We start from the raw sequence: 17,178 nt of genomic DNA on the forward strand, positions 1-17,178 counted from the left end.
AACGTCACCCGCAGCCGCCTCGGACGCCTCGTCCGCCAAGGCTTCCTCACCCAACCCGGACGAGGCCGCTACCAGAAACGGACTTAACGCCCACTGAATCCGCATGCCCGCTGATACGTTTCTGCAGGTCAGAAACCTGCATGGTGGGGCGGGTGGGACTCGAACCCACGGCCGACGGATTATGAGTCCGCTGCCCTTCGGCTCGCCGCTACGCCCGACTCACCCCGAGGAAGCCACCTCTGGACGCGGAATGAGGTCAGGCCCCCGCAAGATACGTGAGACGCACCTTTCGTTGAGGATTATCCTGATTTGTATCGACCAGACATACCGACTGCCAGGTGCCCAGTTCCAGACGGCCGGCGATGACGGGGAGGGTCGCGTGCGGCGGGACGAGGGCCGGCAGGACGTGGTCGCGGCCGTGGCCGGGGCTGCCGTGGCGGTGCTGCCAGCGGTCGTCGGCGGGGAGCAGGGCGTGCAGGGCGGCGAGGAGGTCGTCGTCGCTGCCGGCGCCGGTCTCGATGACCGCGATCCCGGCGGTCGCGTGCGGGGTGAAGACATTGAGCAGCCCGTCACGGCCCGCCGCCGCCTCCCGCAGGAAGTCGTCGCAGTCGGAGGTGAGGTCGACGACGCGCTCCCGCGAGCCGGTGGTGACGTGCAGCGTTCGGGTGGCGAAGGCATCTGGCATGCTCCCATCCTGTCCCATACGCCGGGCTCCCCCCTCGGCGGCGCGACCGGCTGCCGATATCCATGGTCCACAGGGCGAGACACCGTTGACCGTGGACCGTCCATCTGGCTACGTTCAGCCGCATGTTGCGTTCAGCCCTGCTCACCACGCGCGGTCACATCGACCTGCTCTGGGTGGCCTCCGCCGCGTGTCGCCGCGGCTGCTGACGCCCTTTTCCGCTTCACCCTTCCGCTCTCCGGCGCGCTTCGCCGTCGATTCCGCAGACCCGTGGCCGCCTGGTCCGGCTGCTCGCGTACGACGGTGACCGGCCGCTGAGACGGGCCTGAGAGACGGCCCCTTCCTTCCCCGTCTCTCCGCCCGCCCTCTCCCCGAGGAGCCTCCATGAGCATCAGCCATGCACCACCCAACTCCCCTGAACCCGATATTTCCGGTATATCCAAGACTGAGTCGGCCGAGGCGGCGCGGGCGGACGCCACCGGCCTCGACCTCCAACCCGTCGTCCCCGCCTCCTCCCGCTCCCTGCGCCTCCCCCGCTGGCTGCGCCGCACCACAGGCCCGATCCTGCTGCTCGCTCTGTGGCAACTCCTCAGCGCAACCGGCGTCCTGACGCCCGACGTGCTCGCCTCGCCGGGCCGGATCGCGCAGGTCGGCTGGGACCTGATCAGCGACGGATCGCTGCCGTCGGCCATGGGAACCTCGCTCCGGCGCGTCGCGCTCGGCCTGCTCTTCGGCACCGTGACCGGTACCGGACTCGCGCTGGTCTCGGGGCTGTTCCGGATCGGCGAGGACGTGGTGGACGCACCGGTGCAGATGCTGCGGACGGTGCCGTTCGTCGGTCTCATCCCGCTGTTCATCATCTGGTTCGGCATCGGCGAGGCCCCGAAGATCGCCATCATCACGCTCGGCGTGACCTTCCCGCTCTACCTCAACGTGTACGCCGGCATCCGCGGCGTCGACGCCCAACTCATCGAGGCCGGCGAGTCGTTGGGACTCTCCCGCCGGGGGCTGGTGCGGCACGTCGTACTTCCCGGCGCACTGCCCGGCGCGCTGACCGGGCTGCGGTACGCCCTCGGCATCGCCTGGCTCGCGCTGGTCTTCGCCGAGCAGGTCAACGCCGACTCCGGTATCGGCTTCCTGATGGTGCAGGCACGGGACTTCCTGCAGACCGACGTGATCGTGGTCTGCCTGATCGTCTACGCCTTCCTCGGCCTGCTCGCCGACTTCATCGTCCGTTCTCTCGAAAGGGTGTTGCTGCAATGGCGACCGACGTTCACCGGCCGGTGACCCCTCGGACTACCCGGGCCGTGCACGTCGAGGGGCTCACCCGCTCCTTCGACGGCCGCACGGTCATCGACGATCTGCGTCTCGACATCGCGCCCGGCGAGTTCGTCGCCCTGCTCGGCCGCAGCGGCTGCGGCAAGTCGACGCTGCTGCGCATCCTCGCCGGGCTCGACCGCGACATCCGGGGCACCGCACTGGTCCCGCGCCGCAGGGCGGTAGCCTTCCAGGCGCCTCGGCTGATGCCCTGGAAGAAGGTCTGGCGCAACGTCCTGCTCGGTCTGCCGGGCAAGCCCGAACGCACCGTCGCCGAGGAGGCGTTGGCCGAGGTCGGGCTCGGCCACCGGGTCGACGCCTGGCCGAGGACGCTGTCCGGCGGCGAGGCCCAGCGCGCCTCCCTCGCCCGCGCCCTGGTTCGCGAGCCCGATCTGCTGCTGCTCGACGAGCCGTTCGGCGCGCTGGACGCGCTCACCCGGATCAAGGCCCAGCGCCTGGTCGGGGAGTTGTGGCAGCGCCGCGGCTGCGCCGTGCTGCTGGTCACGCACGACGTCGAGGAGGCCGTACTGCTCGCCGACCGCGTCCTGGTGATGGACGACGGCCGCATCGCCCACGAGCAGCACATCGACCTCGACCGGCCGCGCGAGATCACCGACCCCCGGTTCGCCGCACTCCGCGCCGGGCTGCTGGAACGGCTCGGCGTCAACACCGCCGCCGAAGCCGCCTGATCCCTCGATGCGCGCCCGCGTCCCACCGCACTCGACACCCCCGCACACGAACGGAACCGCCATGCGACGACGACTCGTCCCCGCCGCAGCTCTCCTCCCCCTCGCGCTCCTGCTCACCGCCTGCGGCGGGAACTCGTCCGCGAGCACCGGCACCGACGGCACGGGCTCGGTCACCCTCGACGTCGGTGACCAGAAGGGCGGTTCTGAGGCCATCCTGCGCGCCGCGGGAGAGCTGAAGAACCTGCACTACAAGATCAAGTGGTCCACCTTCACCTCCGGCCCGCCCCTGTTGGAGGCCGTGAACGCGCAGGCCGTCGACATCGGCGGCGTCGGCAACACCCCGCCCGTCTTCGCGGCGGGTGCCGGTTCGAAGATCTCCGTCGTGGCCGCCTGGCACGGCATGTCCAAGGGCGACACGATCCTCGTGCCCAGCGACTCCAAGCTGACCGGTCCGAAGCAGCTCAGGGGCAGATCCGTCGCCGTGGCGCAGGGCTCGTCCGCGCACTACCAGCTGATCGCCTCGCTCAGAGCGGCGGGGCTCAGCCTGTCCGACGTCAAGGTCAAGTACCTCCAACCGGCCGATGCGCTCGCCGCGTTCACCTCCGGCAAGGTCGACGCATGGGCGGTCTGGGACCCGTACACCTCCCAGATCCTGCGGGCCAGGCAGGGGCGGGTGCTGACCACGGGCGAGGGCGTCACCAACGGGCTCACCTTCCAGGTGGCCGCGCCCTCCGCGCTGAAGGACCCGAAGAAGGCCGCCGCCGTCAAGGACTACCTGACCCGGCTGCGGCGAGCGACGGCCTGGGTCCACGACCATCAGCAGGAGTGGGCCAGGGTGTGGGCCAAGGACACGGGGCTGCCGTACGACGTGGCGCTTGACTCGGTGAAGCGGACCAACTCCACACGTGTCGCCGTCGCCGTCGACCAACCTCTCGTCGCCTCCGAGCAGCAGATCGCCGACGCCTTCACCGAGTTGAAGCTGATTCCGAAGAAGGTGGACTTCGGCGACTTCGTGGACACCCGCTTCAACACCGGCCTGCCCCCGTCGACGACACCGGCCGAGAAGTGACCTCGGCCGGGGACCGAGAAGGGCACGGGGGACAGCACGGTGTCTCCACCGGAGCAGTTCGGCCGGTGGTTCTCCTCCCAGGGGAGAGCCGGGGCAGGGCGGCCGGTAGGCGGTGCCGGGCAGGTGGCGCCGCCGCTCTGCGTGGGTGATCGTGCGAGGGGTCACGGCGCAGGCCCGGGCGGTGGCCGCGGGTACGGTGGTCTCCCAGATCTGTGCGGTGTGGTCGGAGCCGCCGCCGATCACCCGGGTGCCGTCGGCGCTGAAGGCGACGGACTGGCTTGCACCGGTATCTCCGGTGAGTGTGGCCAGCTGGGCGGGGTGCTGTAGGTCGGCCACATTCCACACGCGTACGGTGCGGTCGTAGCCGGCCGTCACGAGGGTCCGGGCCTCGCGGCTGAACGCCGCGTCGGCGTGCCCCTGAGGATTCCGGCGAGAGCGGGATGCTGCGGGTCGTCGATGTTCCAGAGGCGTACGGTGCGGTCGTCACTGCCGGAGGCGAGAGTGCGTGCGTCCGGGCTGAAGCCACCGAGAAGACGGCCGTGTCCACGCAGGGCAGGACCGTACGGGACCGCGACCCAGCGCCCGGCCCACCGATCCGAACGCCTACGAGCCCTGGAGCCGGCGCGACCGTGCCTGGGGCAGCGAGGACGATACACACGTCGCCCAGCTCCACGACAGCTAGGGCCTGTCGTCACATTCCCGTCGTCCGCCCGAGGCGGGCCGCGCGGCGTTCGGTGCGTGCAGTTGCAAGGCGGAGGAGGGAGTCGACGCGTGAGGGCCCCTCCCGCGCGAGCGAAGCCGAGCGCGGGGAAGTCGGCGACCGACGACAACACGCCTGGAGGTGCCCCCTCCGGGGGAGCGCCTGCCAGACGCCGCACGGCAGGCGGGAATGTGACGACAGGCCCCAGGGCTCAGGCCCGGGAAGATCCCCGCCCCCCTCTCCAGTTAGTAGAAGCGTGAACGAATCGCGCGAGGTCGAGGTTGTCGTCATCGGAGCCGGTCAGGCCGGGCTGTCCAGCGCCTATCACCTGCGGCGCACCGGCTTCGAGCCGGACCGTGACTTCGTGGTGCTCGACCACTCCCCCGCGCCGGGCGGCGCCTGGCAGTTCCGGTGGCCCTCACTGACGTACGGCAAGGTGCACGGAATGCACGCGCTGCCCGGCATGGAGCTGACGGGCGCCGATCCCGCGCGGCCGTCGGCGGAGGTCATCGGCGCGTACTTCGACCGCTACGAGCGCGCCTTCGACCTGCGGGTGCGGCGGCCCGTCGACGTACGGGCCGTCAGGCAGGGCGCCCGCGGCCGGCTGTCCGTGGAGACCTCGGCGGGCACCTGGTCCACGCGAGCGCTGATCAACGCGACCGGCACGTGGGACCGGCCGTTCTGGCCTCGCTGTCCCGGCCAGGAGACCTTCCGGGGACGGCAGTTGCACACCGCCCAGTACGCCGGTCCCGAGGAGTTCGCCGGGAGGCGGGTCGTGGTCGTGGGTGGCGGCGCCTCGGGCACCCAGCATCTGCTGGAGCTGGCCCCCTACGCGGCCGCGACCACCTGGGTCACCCGCCGGCCCCCGGTGTTCCGCGAGGGGCCGTTCGACCAGGAGGCGGGCCGGGAGGCGGTCGCGCGGGTGGAGGAGCGGGTGCGTCAGGGGCTGCCACCGCGCAGTGTGGTCTCCGTCACCGGGCTGCCCCTCAACGACGCCGTCCGGCAGGGCCTCGCGGACGGGGTTCTGGACCGGCAGCCGATGTTCGACCGGATCACCCCGGACGGGGTGGAATGGAGCGATGGCCGCCGCGTCACCGCCGACGTCATTCTGTGGGCCACCGGGTTCCGGGCCGCGCTGGACCACCTCACCCCGCTGCGCCTGCGCGAGCCGGGCGGCGGGATCCGGGTCGAGGGCACCCGGGCCGTCGCCGATCCCCGCGTCCACCTCGTCGGCTACGGCCCCTCGGCCAGCACCATCGGCGCCAACCGGGCCGGACGCTCCGCCGTACGGGACATCAGGCAGTTGCTGTCCGAGGAGCAGCCGGTCGCCGTGTGACACGGCGGCGGACAAGCGGCGCAACCCATCTGCAACGGCATTCCGCCATCCAACCGGTCGAGGACGCCCGGGCGACTTTGCCCCTGTCCGCCTTCGTCGTGACCTCGGCCTGGACAAGGCCCGCGACGGTGGCGGTGGCAGCCTGGTAGCGGAAGCCGAGAACCGTGTCGCCCCTCCCTCCCGGGTTCAGCCGGCCGGCTCCAGCTGCGCGTCCCGGCGCACCAGGGCGGCGTACCGCCCGTCTCGCTCCAGCAGTTCTTCGTGCGTGCCGCGTTCGGCGACGCGGCCGGAGTCCAGCACCACGATCTGGTCGGCGTCTCGGATCGTGGAAAGGCGATGGGCGATGGTGATCGTGGTCCGGTCGGCGGACAGGGCGTCGATGGCCTCCTGGACGGCGGCCTCCGTACGGGTGTCGAGCGCGCTGGTCGCCTCGTCGAGAATGAGGACCGGCGGATCGCGCAGGATGGTGCGGGCGATCGCGAGGCGCTGCTTCTCGCCGCCGGAGAAGCGGTGACCGCGTTCACCGACGACGGTGTCGTAGCCGTCGGGCAGCGCGGCTATGTGGTCGTGTATCTGCGCCGCCTCGGCGGCCGCGTGCAGTTCCTCGTCGGTGGCGTCCGGCTTGGCGAAACGGAGGTTGTCGGCGACGGTGGCGTGGAAGAGGTACGTCTCCTGCGAGACGACGCCGACCGCGCGGGCGAGGGTGTCGAAGTCGAGGTCACGGACGTCGACGCCGTCCAGCGTGACGCGACCGCCGGTGACGTCGTAGAGCCTGGGCACCAGATAGCCGAGCGTGGACTTGCCCGCGCCGGTGGGGCCGACCACGGCGAGCCCGGTGCCCGCGGGCACGGTGATGTCGATGCCGTCGAGGACCGGGCGGACCTTGTCGTCGTTGTCGTAGCGGAACTCGACGTCCTCCAGACGGACTTCGCCCTTGATCTGGTCGAGGTGGACGGGCCGCTCGCGCTCGGTGATGTCGATCGGCAGGTCGAGGTACTCGAAGATGCGCTGGAAGAGCGCGAGGGAGGTCTGGATCTGGACGCCGGTCGCGAGCAGGCTCACGGCCGGGCGGAACAGGCCCTGCTGGAGCGAGACGAAGGCGACGATGGTGCCGAGCGAGACCTTCGGGCCACCGAACTGGAGGGCCAGACCGGCGGTCCAGTAGATGACGGCCGGCATCGCGGCCATGACGATCGTGATCACGGCCATGCGCCAGCGCCCGGCCATGTTCGACCGCACTTCGAGGTCGACCAGGCGCTCTGACTCCTCGGCGAAGGACGCGGTCAGCGAGTCCGACCGGCCCATGGTGCGGCCGAGCAGGATGCCGCTCACCGAGAGCGACTCGGTGACCGTGGCGGCCATGGCGGCCATCTGCTTCTGGCGCTGCGTGGTGATCTTCTTGCGTTCGTTGCCCACGCGGCGGCTGATCCACACGAACACCGGGAGCAGGAGAAGCGAGACGATCGTGAGCCGCCAGTCGAGCGCGATCATCGCGACGATCGTGGCGACCACGCTGGTGGCGTTGGAGACCAGGGAGGTGGCCGTGGAGGTGACGGTGGCCTGCATGCCACCGATGTCGTTGGCTATGCGGGACTGCACCTCGCCCGTGCGGGTGCGGGTGAAGAAGGCGAGCGACATGCGCTGGAGCCGGCCGTAGACGGCCGTGCGCAGGTCGTGCATGACGCGCTGGCCGACGGTGGTCGAGATCAGCGTCTGGAGCACGCCGAAGACGCTGGAGAGGACCGCGCTCAGGATCATGCCGAGCGCGAGCAGGCTCAGCAGGCCGGTCCGACCCTGCGGAATGGCGACGTCGAGGGTCGCCTTCAACAGGAACGGCGTGGCCACCGAGACCAGCGAGGCGGCACCGACCAGCAGGCCGACGACGGCGAGCCGCCCGCGGTAGGGACGGAAGAGCTTCAGGATGCGTCGCACCTGCCGGGGCTGTTCCTTGGCGTCGGCAGGTGGGGTCCAGGACGTTTCACGGTCGGGATGCATGGGCTCCTACGGAGACGGACGGGGGCCGGTCAGGAACCGGCCGACGATGACTGACTGATCGTAGCTCATTGTTACCTATACTCACAATGAATGTCGTCCTGATATTGTTCCCGCATGAGCACCCCCGATTCCGACGGCCTGCTCGCCGAGCAACTGCTGCGGCTCACCCGACGGGTGCACCGCATCCAGAAGCGCCATCTGGAGCGGCGCGATCTGGGCGTCACCCCGGCCCAGTCCCGGCTGCTGCGCACCCTCGCGCACTACCCCTCACCTCCGCGCATGGCCGACCTGGCCGAGCGCCTGGAGGTGGTGCCGCGCGCGGTGACGACGCTGGTCGACGGGCTGGAGGCGAGCGGGAAGGTACGACGGGCGGCAGATCCGGCGAACCGGCGCGTCACGCGGATCGAGCTGACCGACGAGGGGCGCGCGACCCTGCGCGAACTGCGCGGCGCACGCCGGTCGGCGGCCGAGGAAATACTGGCCCCGCTGACCGAGAAGGAGCGCGCGGTGCTCGGCGTACTGCTGGACACGCTGATCGACGGGGAGTCGGCCAGGAGCTGCTGACGGCCGAGCCCGCCCCGTCGGCAGGCCACCGCCCACCGACGGCACGAACTGCGGCACGGGCACTTCCCGGGGACCGCGGGACTCACGGAAGCCGAACGGGACTTCCGTGATGCAGAAGGCGGCTTCCGATGCCGATCATCCCGATGGCGTCATGGATCCCTTCCGCGACACCCGTGTCACAGCCGCGTACATCACCCCGCGCGCGGCGCATCCCGCACGGCCGTGCTCAGCAGCGCTTGCGATCCTCCGTCAGCACTCCCTGCGCCGTGGCCAGTGAACGGTCGTAGCAGCCGTCGGAGCCGTAGCGGCGGTAGCGCTCGCCGGAGGTGCCGACCGCGTGCCGCTGCTCGCGCGGGACGTTGAGCGTGTACGCCGCGTCGCCACTGTAGGTGTCGTCGAGCCGCGACCACGCGACGCGCCGGCCGTCCTGCCGCCGCGTCACCGACGCATGGTCGCCGAGCGTCAACACCGTGCGCAGCCGGTTGTCCGTCCCGACGGTCGTCGTGCCGTTCAAGGTGTACGTGCGCTGCGTGTGCGTCCCCCGGGCGGGGCCGTGTCCGCCGGTGGTGACCGTCTCGTCGTCGGTCCAGGTCGCGTCCAGCCCGTCCGTGTTCTCACCCTCGGTCCAGCGGTGCACGGAGGTGTTGGCGAGGGTGCGGCTGACGGTCGTCGTCACACGGCCGTGCGAGGTGTCGAGGTAGCCGGAGACGGTGAGGCGGTGTCCGGCCCGGGTGTTCACCCGGTTCTCCGAACCCGGCGTGTACGTCGAGGAGTTGACGAGGTTCGTCGCCGTGTCCGCGGTGAGCGCGCCGGTGACCCGGGCACGGTGCGCGTCCTGCCAGACCAGTACGTTCACCGGCGTGCTCCAGCCCGACTGCCCCGCGGGCACGCCGACGACCGAGACCTCGACCTGGTGCGGACGGCCGTCGTTCAGCAGGCCCGCGAAAGGCGTGAGGTCGTACTGGACGGGCCGCACGTCGAAGGCGCCCGGTGCCGGGATGACGTACCAGAGGAAGGGATCGGACCAGCCCCCCGTCCAGACGTTCGGGAACGGTGCGGCGATTCCGGCGAGTCGGCCGTCGACCTTGACCTGCACCTCGCGATAGGGGCCGTGATCGGCCTTGCAGGAGTACGAGGCCGGGTCGGCCACGGTCAGATACCAGAACTCCTCGCAGCCGCCGCCCGAACCGGTCGCGTACACCTCGGCGACGATGCGCTCACTGTTGCGCGGCGTGGTGAGAGTCGTGCCGTGCGGCGTGTCCGTCAGGGTGAGGACCCGGTCGGGGGTGCGCTCGGCGGCGCGGCCCGCGTAGAAGGTCAGCGTGACGTGCACGTCGATGACGCCGGTGTACGTGCCGTCCACCACGTTGCCGATCAGCATCTCGACGTCCTGCGGGCCGCGAAAGGTGTCGCTGTATCGGGTGACGTCCTTCTCGACGTGCCACGCGATGCCGTCGGGCGAGGGCTCCGGGGTGGAGGTGCGCAGGATCTCGACCCCGCCGACGTGCAGATAGCCGAGCCGGTCGTACTGACGGCCCTTCACCTTGCCGTCGAGGCGCAGGACGACCTTGCTCCAGTGGTCGCCACAGCCCTGGGGCGGGGTGTAAGCGCCGCGATAGGGCGTGAAGTCGCGGAACTGGGCGTCGGCCAGGGTGACCTGGCATGACGTGGTGTGCGGCCGGTCGACGGGCGGTGCGGCAGTGACCGGATCGTGCCAGTCGGTGCCGAACTCGGTCGGCACGTCGGCCGCTTGGGCGGTGACGGCCCCTGTGCCGAAGAGCGCGCTTGCCAGGAGGGTCACTCCGGCAAGCATGGACATGACTATCCGTCTTCTCATGGCCCGTGTTCTACGGGCAGTCGGCCCCGCCCCGCAATGACGCCTCGTCGCCTCAGGCGCGCAATTCTCTCTCGTCCCCCATCACCATCATCGGATGCTGAGCCGGGTCGAGCGTGCGCAGCAGGAACTTCATCGCCCCCTTGGGCAGGCTGACACAACCGGACGTGCCGTCGCCGTGATCGAGGTGCAGCCAGATACCGCCGCCTCTGTCCTCACCCAGGGGGCGGGTGGGGTCGTGCGGCACTGTACCCGGCAGGCGGTTGTAGTCGATCGCGATGACATAGTCGAAAACATGGTCGTACGCCACGGCATTGACCGTCGGTGCGTAGGCCACGTAGTCCTGGTCGTACGGCAGCCTGCTGCCGGGGTCGTCGAGCACGCCACCCGCATCGGTGAGGCCGAACACGCCGACAGGACTGCGGTCGTCGCCCGAATAATGCTCCAGGGTCCAGCCCTTCCGGCCATTGTGGGCGGCCCAACGGGCCACCCGCCGCCACTCCGGACCCTCCTTCATGTAGAACACCGCCGTGGCGTCGGGTGAATCCTCGCCCTCGCCGTACACCGCCAGGACCTGACCGGTGTCGGCGGGGATCCGGCGTTGGAGGCCCTCGCCGACGTCCGGGATACGGGTCGGATCGGTCGCGGGCAGCGCCGCCACGCCCGGGGCGCGAAGACCCTGCGCACCGCCGGTGTCGACAGGGCCCGACGATCCGTCACTGCCGCACCCGGAAAGGGTCGCCAGGACAGCCCCGATCGTCACCGCGGCCGCCACGAGCCGCACGCTGTAGATCCTCACACGACCATGGTGGCATCACATAACGATCGATCATGTGACTAATCCTCTCATTTCACCGGGTTGGCCGACAGCACAGCAGCAGTGACCTGCACGGAATCTGATCACCCGGCCGCCGACCACGACCGGGCTCCCGACGTGGATGTCGGCCTCGCCCTCGACCTCATGGATCCGTGGCCGGAAGCCGGTTGATTCGGCCGGTCCGCCGGGAAAACCGTTTGAAATTCACCACTCTGCGACGCGAACCTTTCACGGCTTGTTGGCACACCCCTCCGTCTCCCCCTCCCTGACACGAGCCACTGGGACGTCATGCAGATTCAAGACCTTCCGTATTCCGATCCGGGGGTACCGGACACGCGTTCCGGCCCCCGATTCCTGTGGTGGCTCTGGCGCAACCAGCTGGGCGGACAGCTGAAGGCACTCGCCTGGGGCCTGCTCCACTTCGTCTCCGTCTCGGCCCTGCCCTTCTGTGTCGGCCTGGCCGTGCAGGCCGTCGTCGACCGCTCCGGCACCCGGCTCGCCCTGACGGGCGCTCTGATGCTGCTGTGCGGCACGGGCATCGCCCTCGGCGACACCTTCCTGCACCGGGCCGCGGTCACCAACTGGATCACGGCCGCCGCCCGGGTCCAGCAACTGCTCGCCCGCAAGGCCTCCCAGCTCGGCTCCGCCCTGACCCGGCGGGTCGCCGCCGGCGAAGTAGTGGCCGTGTCCACCGGCGACGTCGAGAAGATCGGCTGGTTCGTCGAGGCGATCTCCCGGTTCACCGCCGCGGCACTCACGGTCGTCGTGGTCGGTGTCGGCCTCCTCGTCTATCAGCCCGCCCTGGGCGTGGTCGTCGCGATCGGACTGCCGATCGTCGCGGTCTCGGTGCTGCCGCTGCTGCCCCGGGCCACACGCCGCGCCGATGTACAGCGCGAGAAGGCGGGCCGGGCCACCGAGCTGGCCTCGGACACGGTCGCCGGACTGCGCGTGCTGCGCGGCATCGGCGGCGAGGAACTGTTCCTCGACCGCTACCGCCGGGCCTCGCAGGAGGTACGGCGCGCCGCCGTGCACAGCGCCCGGATGTGGTCGCTGATCTCCGCCATCCAGGTGCTGCTGCCCGGACTGCTGCTCATCGCGGTCGTCTGGCACGGCATCCACCTGGCCCGCCAGGGCCGGATCACCGTCGGCGAACTCGTCACCGTCTACAGCGCGGTCATGGTCCTCAACTACCCGCTGCGGCACTTCGAGGAAATCGCCATGGCGTACTCCTTCTCCCGCCCGTCGGCCAAACGGGCGGCCCGGGTGCTGGCGCTGGAGCGGTCCACGGCCACCGCCGGCACCCGCGCGGCCGAGGTGCCGACCGGGGATCTGTACGACCCCGACACCAAGCTGCTCGCTCCCGCCGGCCGGCTCACCGCCGTCGTGTGCGGCGACCCCGACGCGGCCGGACGTCTGGCGGAACGGCTGGGCGGCCACCCCGCCGAACCGGGCCGCTCGGTGCTGCTCGGCGGGATCGCCCTGGACGAACTCCCTCTGGACAGCGCCCGGACCGCCGTCCTCGTCCAGGACAAGGACCCGGTGCTGCTCTCAGGCACCCTGCGCGAACTGCTCGACGTGCCCGCCTCCGCGGCGGTGCCGGCCCAGGACGCCCTGGCCGCCGCGCAGTGCGCCGACGTGCTGGACGCGCTCGTCCAGGGATCGGTGGACGCCGCCGACCCGATGGACGCCCGCATCACCGAGCGTGGCCGCTCCCTCTCCGGCGGCCAGCGCCAACGGCTCGCGCTGGCCCGGTCGTTGGTCACCGATCCCGAGGTGCTGGTGCTGGACGAGCCGACCTCCGCGGTCGACTCGCACACCGAGGCCAGGATCGCGGACGGGCTGCACCGGCTGCGCTCGGGCCGGACGACCGTGGTCTTCACCTCCTCGCCGCTGCTGCTCGACCGTGCGGACCGGGTCGCCCTGGTCCATGAGGGCGAGGTCGTGGCGGTCGGCGTGCACCGCGACCTGGTCGACAGCGAGCCGCGGTACCGCGCCGTGGTGACGCGGCAGACGGACGAGGAACTGGCCGCGACCGACGAAGACGTCCTGCTGGACACCCTCCAGGAGCTGGAAGAGATCGAGGAGAGCGCATGATCGGCGTTGCGCCGCCGGCGTACGACCCGGCGGCCCCGACGACCGCCACCACCCTGCCCGTCGGCGCGAGCGCGACCGTGCGCGCCTACGTCACCGAGCTGTTCCGGCGGCACCGGCGGGCCTTCCTGCTGCTCATCGCCGTCAACACGGTCGCCGTGATCGCCTCCATGGTGGGGCCGTACCTGCTCGGCGGCCTGGTCGAGCGGGTGTCCGACCACTCCCGGGATCTCCAACTGGGCCTGACCATCGGACTGTTCGTGCTCGCACTGGCCGTCCAGGCCGTGTTCGTACGCCAGGTGCGGCTGCGGGGTGCGGTACTCGGCGAGCGAATGCTGGCGGACCTGCGCGAGGACTTCCTCGTCCGCTCCGTCGGGCTGCCGCCGGGCGTACTGGAACGGGCGGGCACCGGCGACCTGCTCTCCCGTATCACGACCGACATCGACCGGCTGGCCAACGCGATGCGCGAGGCCGTGCCGCAGCTGGCGATCGGTGTCGTGTGGGCACTGCTGCTGCTCGGCGGGCTCGTCGTGACGGCCCCGCCGCTGGCCGCCGCCGTGCTGCTCGCCGTCCCGGTGCTGCTGGCCGGATGCCGCTGGTACTTCAAGCGGGCGCCCTCCGGCTACCGCTCCGAGGCGGCCGGGTACGCCGCCGTCGCCGCCGCGCTCGCCGAGACCGTGGACGCGGGCCACACCATCGAGGCGCACCGCCTGGGCGCCCGCCGTGTCACCCTGTCGGAGCGGAGGATCAAGGAGTGGACGGCCTGGGAGCGCTACACCCTGTGGCTGCGGTCCGTGCTGTTCCCGGTCATCAACGCCGTCCATGTCATCGTCCTCGGCTCGGTCCTGATGGTCGGCGGGGTCTTCGTGCTGCACGGCTGGCTCGACGTGGGCCGGCTGACCACCGGCGCCCTGATCGCGCAGATGCTGGTCGACCCGGTGAACCTGATCCTGCGCTGGTACGACGAGGTGCAGGTCGCCCAGGTGTCGCTGGCCCGGCTGGTCGGTGTGCGCGACATCGAACCGGATGCCGGGGACGCCTCGCTGGATCCCGAGGGGCGGGACGTGTCCGCCGACCGGGTGCACTTCGGCTACCGCAAGGGTGTCGACGTGCTGCGCGAGGTCTCGCTGGAGGTCGCGCCGGGCACCCGGCTGGCCCTGGTCGGCCCGTCGGGAGCCGGCAAGTCCACGCTGGGCAGGCTGCTGGCAGGGATCTACGCACCCCGGGACGGCACGATCACACTGGGCGGCGCCGAGCTGTCCCGCATGCCGGCCGAACGCGTCCGCTCCCACGTCGCCCTCGTCAACCAGGAGCACCACGTCTTCGTCGGCTCCCTGCGCGACAATCTCCTGCTGGCCCGCACCAGTGCCACCGACGCCGAGCTGTGGGCGGCACTGGGAGCGGTCGACGCGGACGACTGGGCGCGAGCCCTGGACGACGGTCTGGACACCGAGGTCGGCTCGGGCGGCCTGGCGCTCACTCCGGCGCAGGCCCAGCAGATCGCGCTGGCCCGGCTGGTGCTGGCCGATCCGCACACGCTGGTCCTGGACGAGGCGACCTCGCTGCTCGACCCGCGTGCCGCCCGCCATCTGGAGCGTTCCCTGGCCCGCGTCCTGGACGGGCGCACGGTGGTCGCCATCGCCCACCGCCTGCACACCGCCCACGACGCCGACGTGATCGCCGTAGTGGAGAACGGCCGCATCAGCGAGCTGGGCAGCCACGACGAGCTGGTCACGGCCGACGGCGCGTACGCGGCCCTGTGGCGCTCCTGGCACGGATGAGGACTCGCCGGAGCGGCCGGCGATCGGTACCGGGGTGAGGCATCCGCCGCCGGTACCGGTCGCGCCGCCGGTCGCACCGGTCATGGTGCTCACGATGCCTCGGCTGCCCCGGCGGGCCGGGACCGGAGTGGCTTCCGGGACCGCGGTGGCTTCGGTTCCCGGCAAGCGGGGCGGTCGGGCCCTGGCCGGCCGACTCGACGCGGACGCCGCCACAGCCGGAGCCCGGACCGCCCGGGCTCCGGTGCACCGGCCCGCCAGGGGTCCTGCCCCAGCCGAAACACGAGGGGACCGGGACTCGGCGGCCCCCGTCGCGGTGGGCCCTGCCGGGTACCCGTATTCGCACGCAGGCCTCCGCCGGGGGCCGTGCCGTTGCGCGGTCCCGAGCCGGGGTGGAAGGCTGGAGAGCGGCACCGGTTCGGGGAGCGTCGGCGAACCGTCCGGTTCGCGGCGTGTGGCACCCGTGCCGCACGCGTCGGCGGCCCGCCGCCCCGTGCGGTGGCATGCGGCCGTCCTCATCACCCGGAGGTACTCGTGGACAGCGCCGACAGCTGGGGGGACGATGTCTACCAACCCGATCCCTCGGAGATCCGGGAGGACTCGGGGGTGCTCGACGTCGAGGACACACTTGACTTCGACGGCGTCGACGACCCGCTCGACCGTGGCTGGTCCCCTCCCGAGCGGCCGTGGGCGGTGGAACACACCGGTGTGACGGCCGCCGAGCGCCAGGCGGGCGAGACCCTGGACCAGCGCCTCGCCGAGGAGCAGCCCGACCTCTCCGCGCCCGACGGCGACGGCATCGGCGACTGCGACGGCACCGACGGGGAACTCCTGGACAACGAGGTCGGCGACCTCCGCTCCGGCCGACTGGTGGCCCCCGACGAGGGTGCCCACGAGGACGACGAGGCCGCCCTGCTCGCCACCGATGTCGGCATCGACGGTGCCGCCGCCTCCGCCGAAGAGGCAGCGATGCACATCGTCGACGAGGACTCCCTGTCCGGCTGACCCGCAGGCCCCCTGCCCGACCGCCCCGCACGAGGAGCCGCCATGCAGCAGGACAAGCACCCTGACTACCACCCCGTGGTCTTCCGCGACCGCGCCGCCGGATACGCGTTCCTGAGCCGGTCGACGGCGCAGAGCGAACAGACCATCGAGTGGGACGACGGCGAGAGCTACCCGGTGGTCGACGTGGAGATCTCCTCGGAGAGCCACCCGTTCTACACGGGCAGAGCTCGCACGGTCGACGCCGAGGGCCGCATCGCCCGCTTCGAGCGCCGGTACGGCGGAGGAGAGTCCGGCGAGGCAGGCTGACCGGGAGCGGGGCCCCGGCCCCTCCGGGCCGGAGCGACGGAACCGACCGCAGAGCCTGCCCCGGGCCGATGCCCGGGCCGTGCCCGCTGTCAGATCACATTGAGTGCGGCGGCGCAGCCCACCCCGCCGAGCAGCATGAACGCGGGCATCAGGACCTTCAGCTCCACCCAGCTGCCGGCCCGGAACCGTATCGCCTTCGGCGGTCCCACCGGGTACCAGCGCTTGCGGCCCACCGGAATGGGCCACAGGATCGGGCAGCCGGACACGGTCAGCGCGTCCCCGAGGTCGTGCACCAGCGCGCCCAGCACGATCGGCAGCCCCAGCCACAGGTACTGCTGGTCCGGCGCCGTGAACAACCAGTCCGAGCCGTTGCCCGGCTTGTCCAGGATGCCCGCGAGGATCCACGCGCTGGTCCCCGCCAGCAGCCAGACGAGGATGTCGCTGCTGGAACCCCGGGCCGCCCGCCACAGCAGGCCTTCGATTGCCAGCACCATGTGCACGAACAGGATCGCCAGCACCGCCCAGCGGTCGCCCGTGACAGCAGCCGCCGAGGCGCCGGCTCCGAGCAGGACCGCCCACAGCCAGGTGTGCGTCAGCGTGCGGTGGCCGCCGTTGCGTCGCGGGTCGCCCTTCATGCGCGTCGCCTTGTAGACGGCCCAGGACAGCTTGTCGACGATCTCGCAGACCCAGTGGGAGATCGGCCCGAAGGAGCGCGAGATGGTCGCCGCCTTGTGGTCGAGGTCCGGGGCGAGCGCGGCACCGGCGCAGATCAGCGCACCGACGAGAAGGACGGGCCAGGGCATCGGGTGTCCGTACGCCGCGGCGGCCGCTCCGGCCCCGAGCCAGGCCGCGGCCCCCGACAGTGAGTGTGCTGGTCCCATCATGGCCGCTTCCCGCCCCATTCCTCGTGTATCGCTGTCCAGTTGAACCGGTGCGCTGACGCTTCGTCGGCGACACAGCGTAGCTGCCGTGATCTTCGTCGTCGCAGCCGATTC

Annotated in this window: 15 protein-coding genes, 1 tRNA gene and 1 pseudogene; 9 read left to right on the forward strand and 8 right to left on the reverse strand. The window is 71.3% G+C overall.

The features are described 5' to 3' along the window. Positions 1-141: 141 nt before the first annotated feature. Positions 142-226 (reverse strand) — tRNA-Ile (locus ACZ4MF_RS22715). Positions 227-256: 30 nt separating this feature from the next. After that, complete coding sequence (locus ACZ4MF_RS22720; RefSeq protein WP_467493755.1) at positions 257-685, reverse strand: secondary thiamine-phosphate synthase enzyme YjbQ; 429 nt, start codon at positions 683-685, stop codon at positions 257-259. A gap of 381 nt (positions 686-1,066) precedes the next feature. On the opposite strand from ACZ4MF_RS22720, the gene ACZ4MF_RS22725 reads away from it, so the two are divergent. From ACZ4MF_RS22725 to ACZ4MF_RS22735, 3 genes are all read left to right on the forward strand, one after another. After that, positions 1,067-1,969 (forward strand): ABC transporter permease, encoded by a 903-nt coding sequence (locus tag ACZ4MF_RS22725; RefSeq protein WP_467493756.1) that lies wholly within the window; start codon positions 1,067-1,069, stop codon positions 1,967-1,969. Beyond that, entirely contained in the window at positions 1,942-2,688 is a 747-nt protein-coding gene (locus ACZ4MF_RS22730) for an ABC transporter ATP-binding protein (protein WP_467493757.1), read from the forward strand. The genes ACZ4MF_RS22725 and ACZ4MF_RS22730 overlap by 28 nt, the downstream gene beginning before the upstream one ends. A gap of 61 nt (positions 2,689-2,749) precedes the next feature. After that, positions 2,750-3,757: an ABC transporter substrate-binding protein gene (locus tag ACZ4MF_RS22735; RefSeq protein WP_467493758.1), complete on the forward strand. Its 1,008-nt coding sequence runs from the start codon at positions 2,750-2,752 to the stop codon at positions 3,755-3,757. Between the two features lie 216 nt (positions 3,758-3,973). Here the strand turns inward: ACZ4MF_RS22735 and ACZ4MF_RS22740 are convergent. Continuing rightward, positions 3,974-4,222: pseudogene (locus ACZ4MF_RS22740) on the reverse strand (WD40 repeat domain-containing protein); the annotation flags it as partial. Beyond that, on the reverse strand, positions 4,129-4,635 hold the full coding sequence (locus ACZ4MF_RS22745) for a hypothetical protein (protein WP_467493759.1): 507 nt from the start codon (positions 4,633-4,635) through the stop codon (positions 4,129-4,131). The pseudogene ACZ4MF_RS22740 and the gene ACZ4MF_RS22745, both read right to left, overlap by 94 nt. 78 nt (positions 4,636-4,713) lie before the next feature. On the opposite strand from ACZ4MF_RS22745, the gene ACZ4MF_RS22750 reads away from it, so the two are divergent. Beyond that, positions 4,714-5,793 (forward strand): NAD(P)-binding domain-containing protein, encoded by a 1,080-nt coding sequence (locus tag ACZ4MF_RS22750; protein WP_467493760.1) that lies wholly within the window; start codon positions 4,714-4,716, stop codon positions 5,791-5,793. A gap of 186 nt (positions 5,794-5,979) precedes the next feature. Here ACZ4MF_RS22750 and ACZ4MF_RS22755 read toward each other — a convergent pair whose 3' ends face one another. Further along, positions 5,980-7,788: an ABC transporter ATP-binding protein gene (locus ACZ4MF_RS22755; protein ID WP_467493761.1), complete on the reverse strand. Its 1,809-nt coding sequence runs from the start codon at positions 7,786-7,788 to the stop codon at positions 5,980-5,982. Positions 7,789-7,902: 114 nt separating this feature from the next. Here ACZ4MF_RS22755 and ACZ4MF_RS22760 point away from each other — a divergent pair, with 114 nt between their 5' ends. Then, positions 7,903-8,352 (forward strand): MarR family winged helix-turn-helix transcriptional regulator, encoded by a 450-nt coding sequence (locus ACZ4MF_RS22760; RefSeq protein WP_467493762.1) that lies wholly within the window; start codon positions 7,903-7,905, stop codon positions 8,350-8,352. A gap of 226 nt (positions 8,353-8,578) precedes the next feature. On the opposite strand, the gene ACZ4MF_RS22765 is transcribed toward ACZ4MF_RS22760, so the two are convergent. Next, entirely contained in the window at positions 8,579-10,189 is a 1,611-nt protein-coding gene (locus tag ACZ4MF_RS22765; RefSeq protein ID WP_467493763.1) for a peptide-N4-asparagine amidase, read from the reverse strand. 52 nt (positions 10,190-10,241) lie between these two features. Next, entirely contained in the window at positions 10,242-10,961 is a 720-nt protein-coding gene (locus tag ACZ4MF_RS22770; protein WP_467493764.1) for a hypothetical protein, read from the reverse strand. A 330-nt stretch (positions 10,962-11,291) separates the two neighbouring features. Between ACZ4MF_RS22770 and ACZ4MF_RS22775 the strand changes: the two genes are divergently transcribed. The 4 genes from ACZ4MF_RS22775 to ACZ4MF_RS22790 all read left to right on the forward strand — a co-directional run bounded on the left by ACZ4MF_RS22775 (position 11,292) and on the right by ACZ4MF_RS22790 (position 16,183). Then, on the forward strand, positions 11,292-13,097 hold the full coding sequence (locus tag ACZ4MF_RS22775; protein WP_467493765.1) for an ABC transporter ATP-binding protein: 1,806 nt from the start codon (positions 11,292-11,294) through the stop codon (positions 13,095-13,097). Beyond that, positions 13,094-14,875, forward strand: a complete 1,782-nt coding sequence (locus tag ACZ4MF_RS22780; RefSeq protein ID WP_467493766.1) for an ABC transporter ATP-binding protein — start codon at positions 13,094-13,096, stop codon at positions 14,873-14,875. Before ACZ4MF_RS22775 ends, ACZ4MF_RS22780 begins: the two co-directional genes overlap by 4 nt. 531 nt (positions 14,876-15,406) lie before the next feature. Continuing rightward, positions 15,407-15,877: a DUF5709 domain-containing protein gene (locus ACZ4MF_RS22785; protein ID WP_356023362.1), complete on the forward strand. Its 471-nt coding sequence runs from the start codon at positions 15,407-15,409 to the stop codon at positions 15,875-15,877. Between the two features lie 42 nt (positions 15,878-15,919). Then, positions 15,920-16,183: a type B 50S ribosomal protein L31 gene (locus ACZ4MF_RS22790; RefSeq protein WP_467493767.1), complete on the forward strand. Its 264-nt coding sequence runs from the start codon at positions 15,920-15,922 to the stop codon at positions 16,181-16,183. Between the two features lie 89 nt (positions 16,184-16,272). Here ACZ4MF_RS22790 and ACZ4MF_RS22795 read toward each other — a convergent pair whose 3' ends face one another. Further along, complete coding sequence (locus tag ACZ4MF_RS22795; protein ID WP_467493768.1) at positions 16,273-17,067, reverse strand: metal-dependent hydrolase; 795 nt, start codon at positions 17,065-17,067, stop codon at positions 16,273-16,275. Between the last annotated feature and the right edge of the window lie 111 nt (positions 17,068-17,178).

It is taken from the genome of Streptomyces sp. NPDC025793 (genome assembly GCF_055558375.1).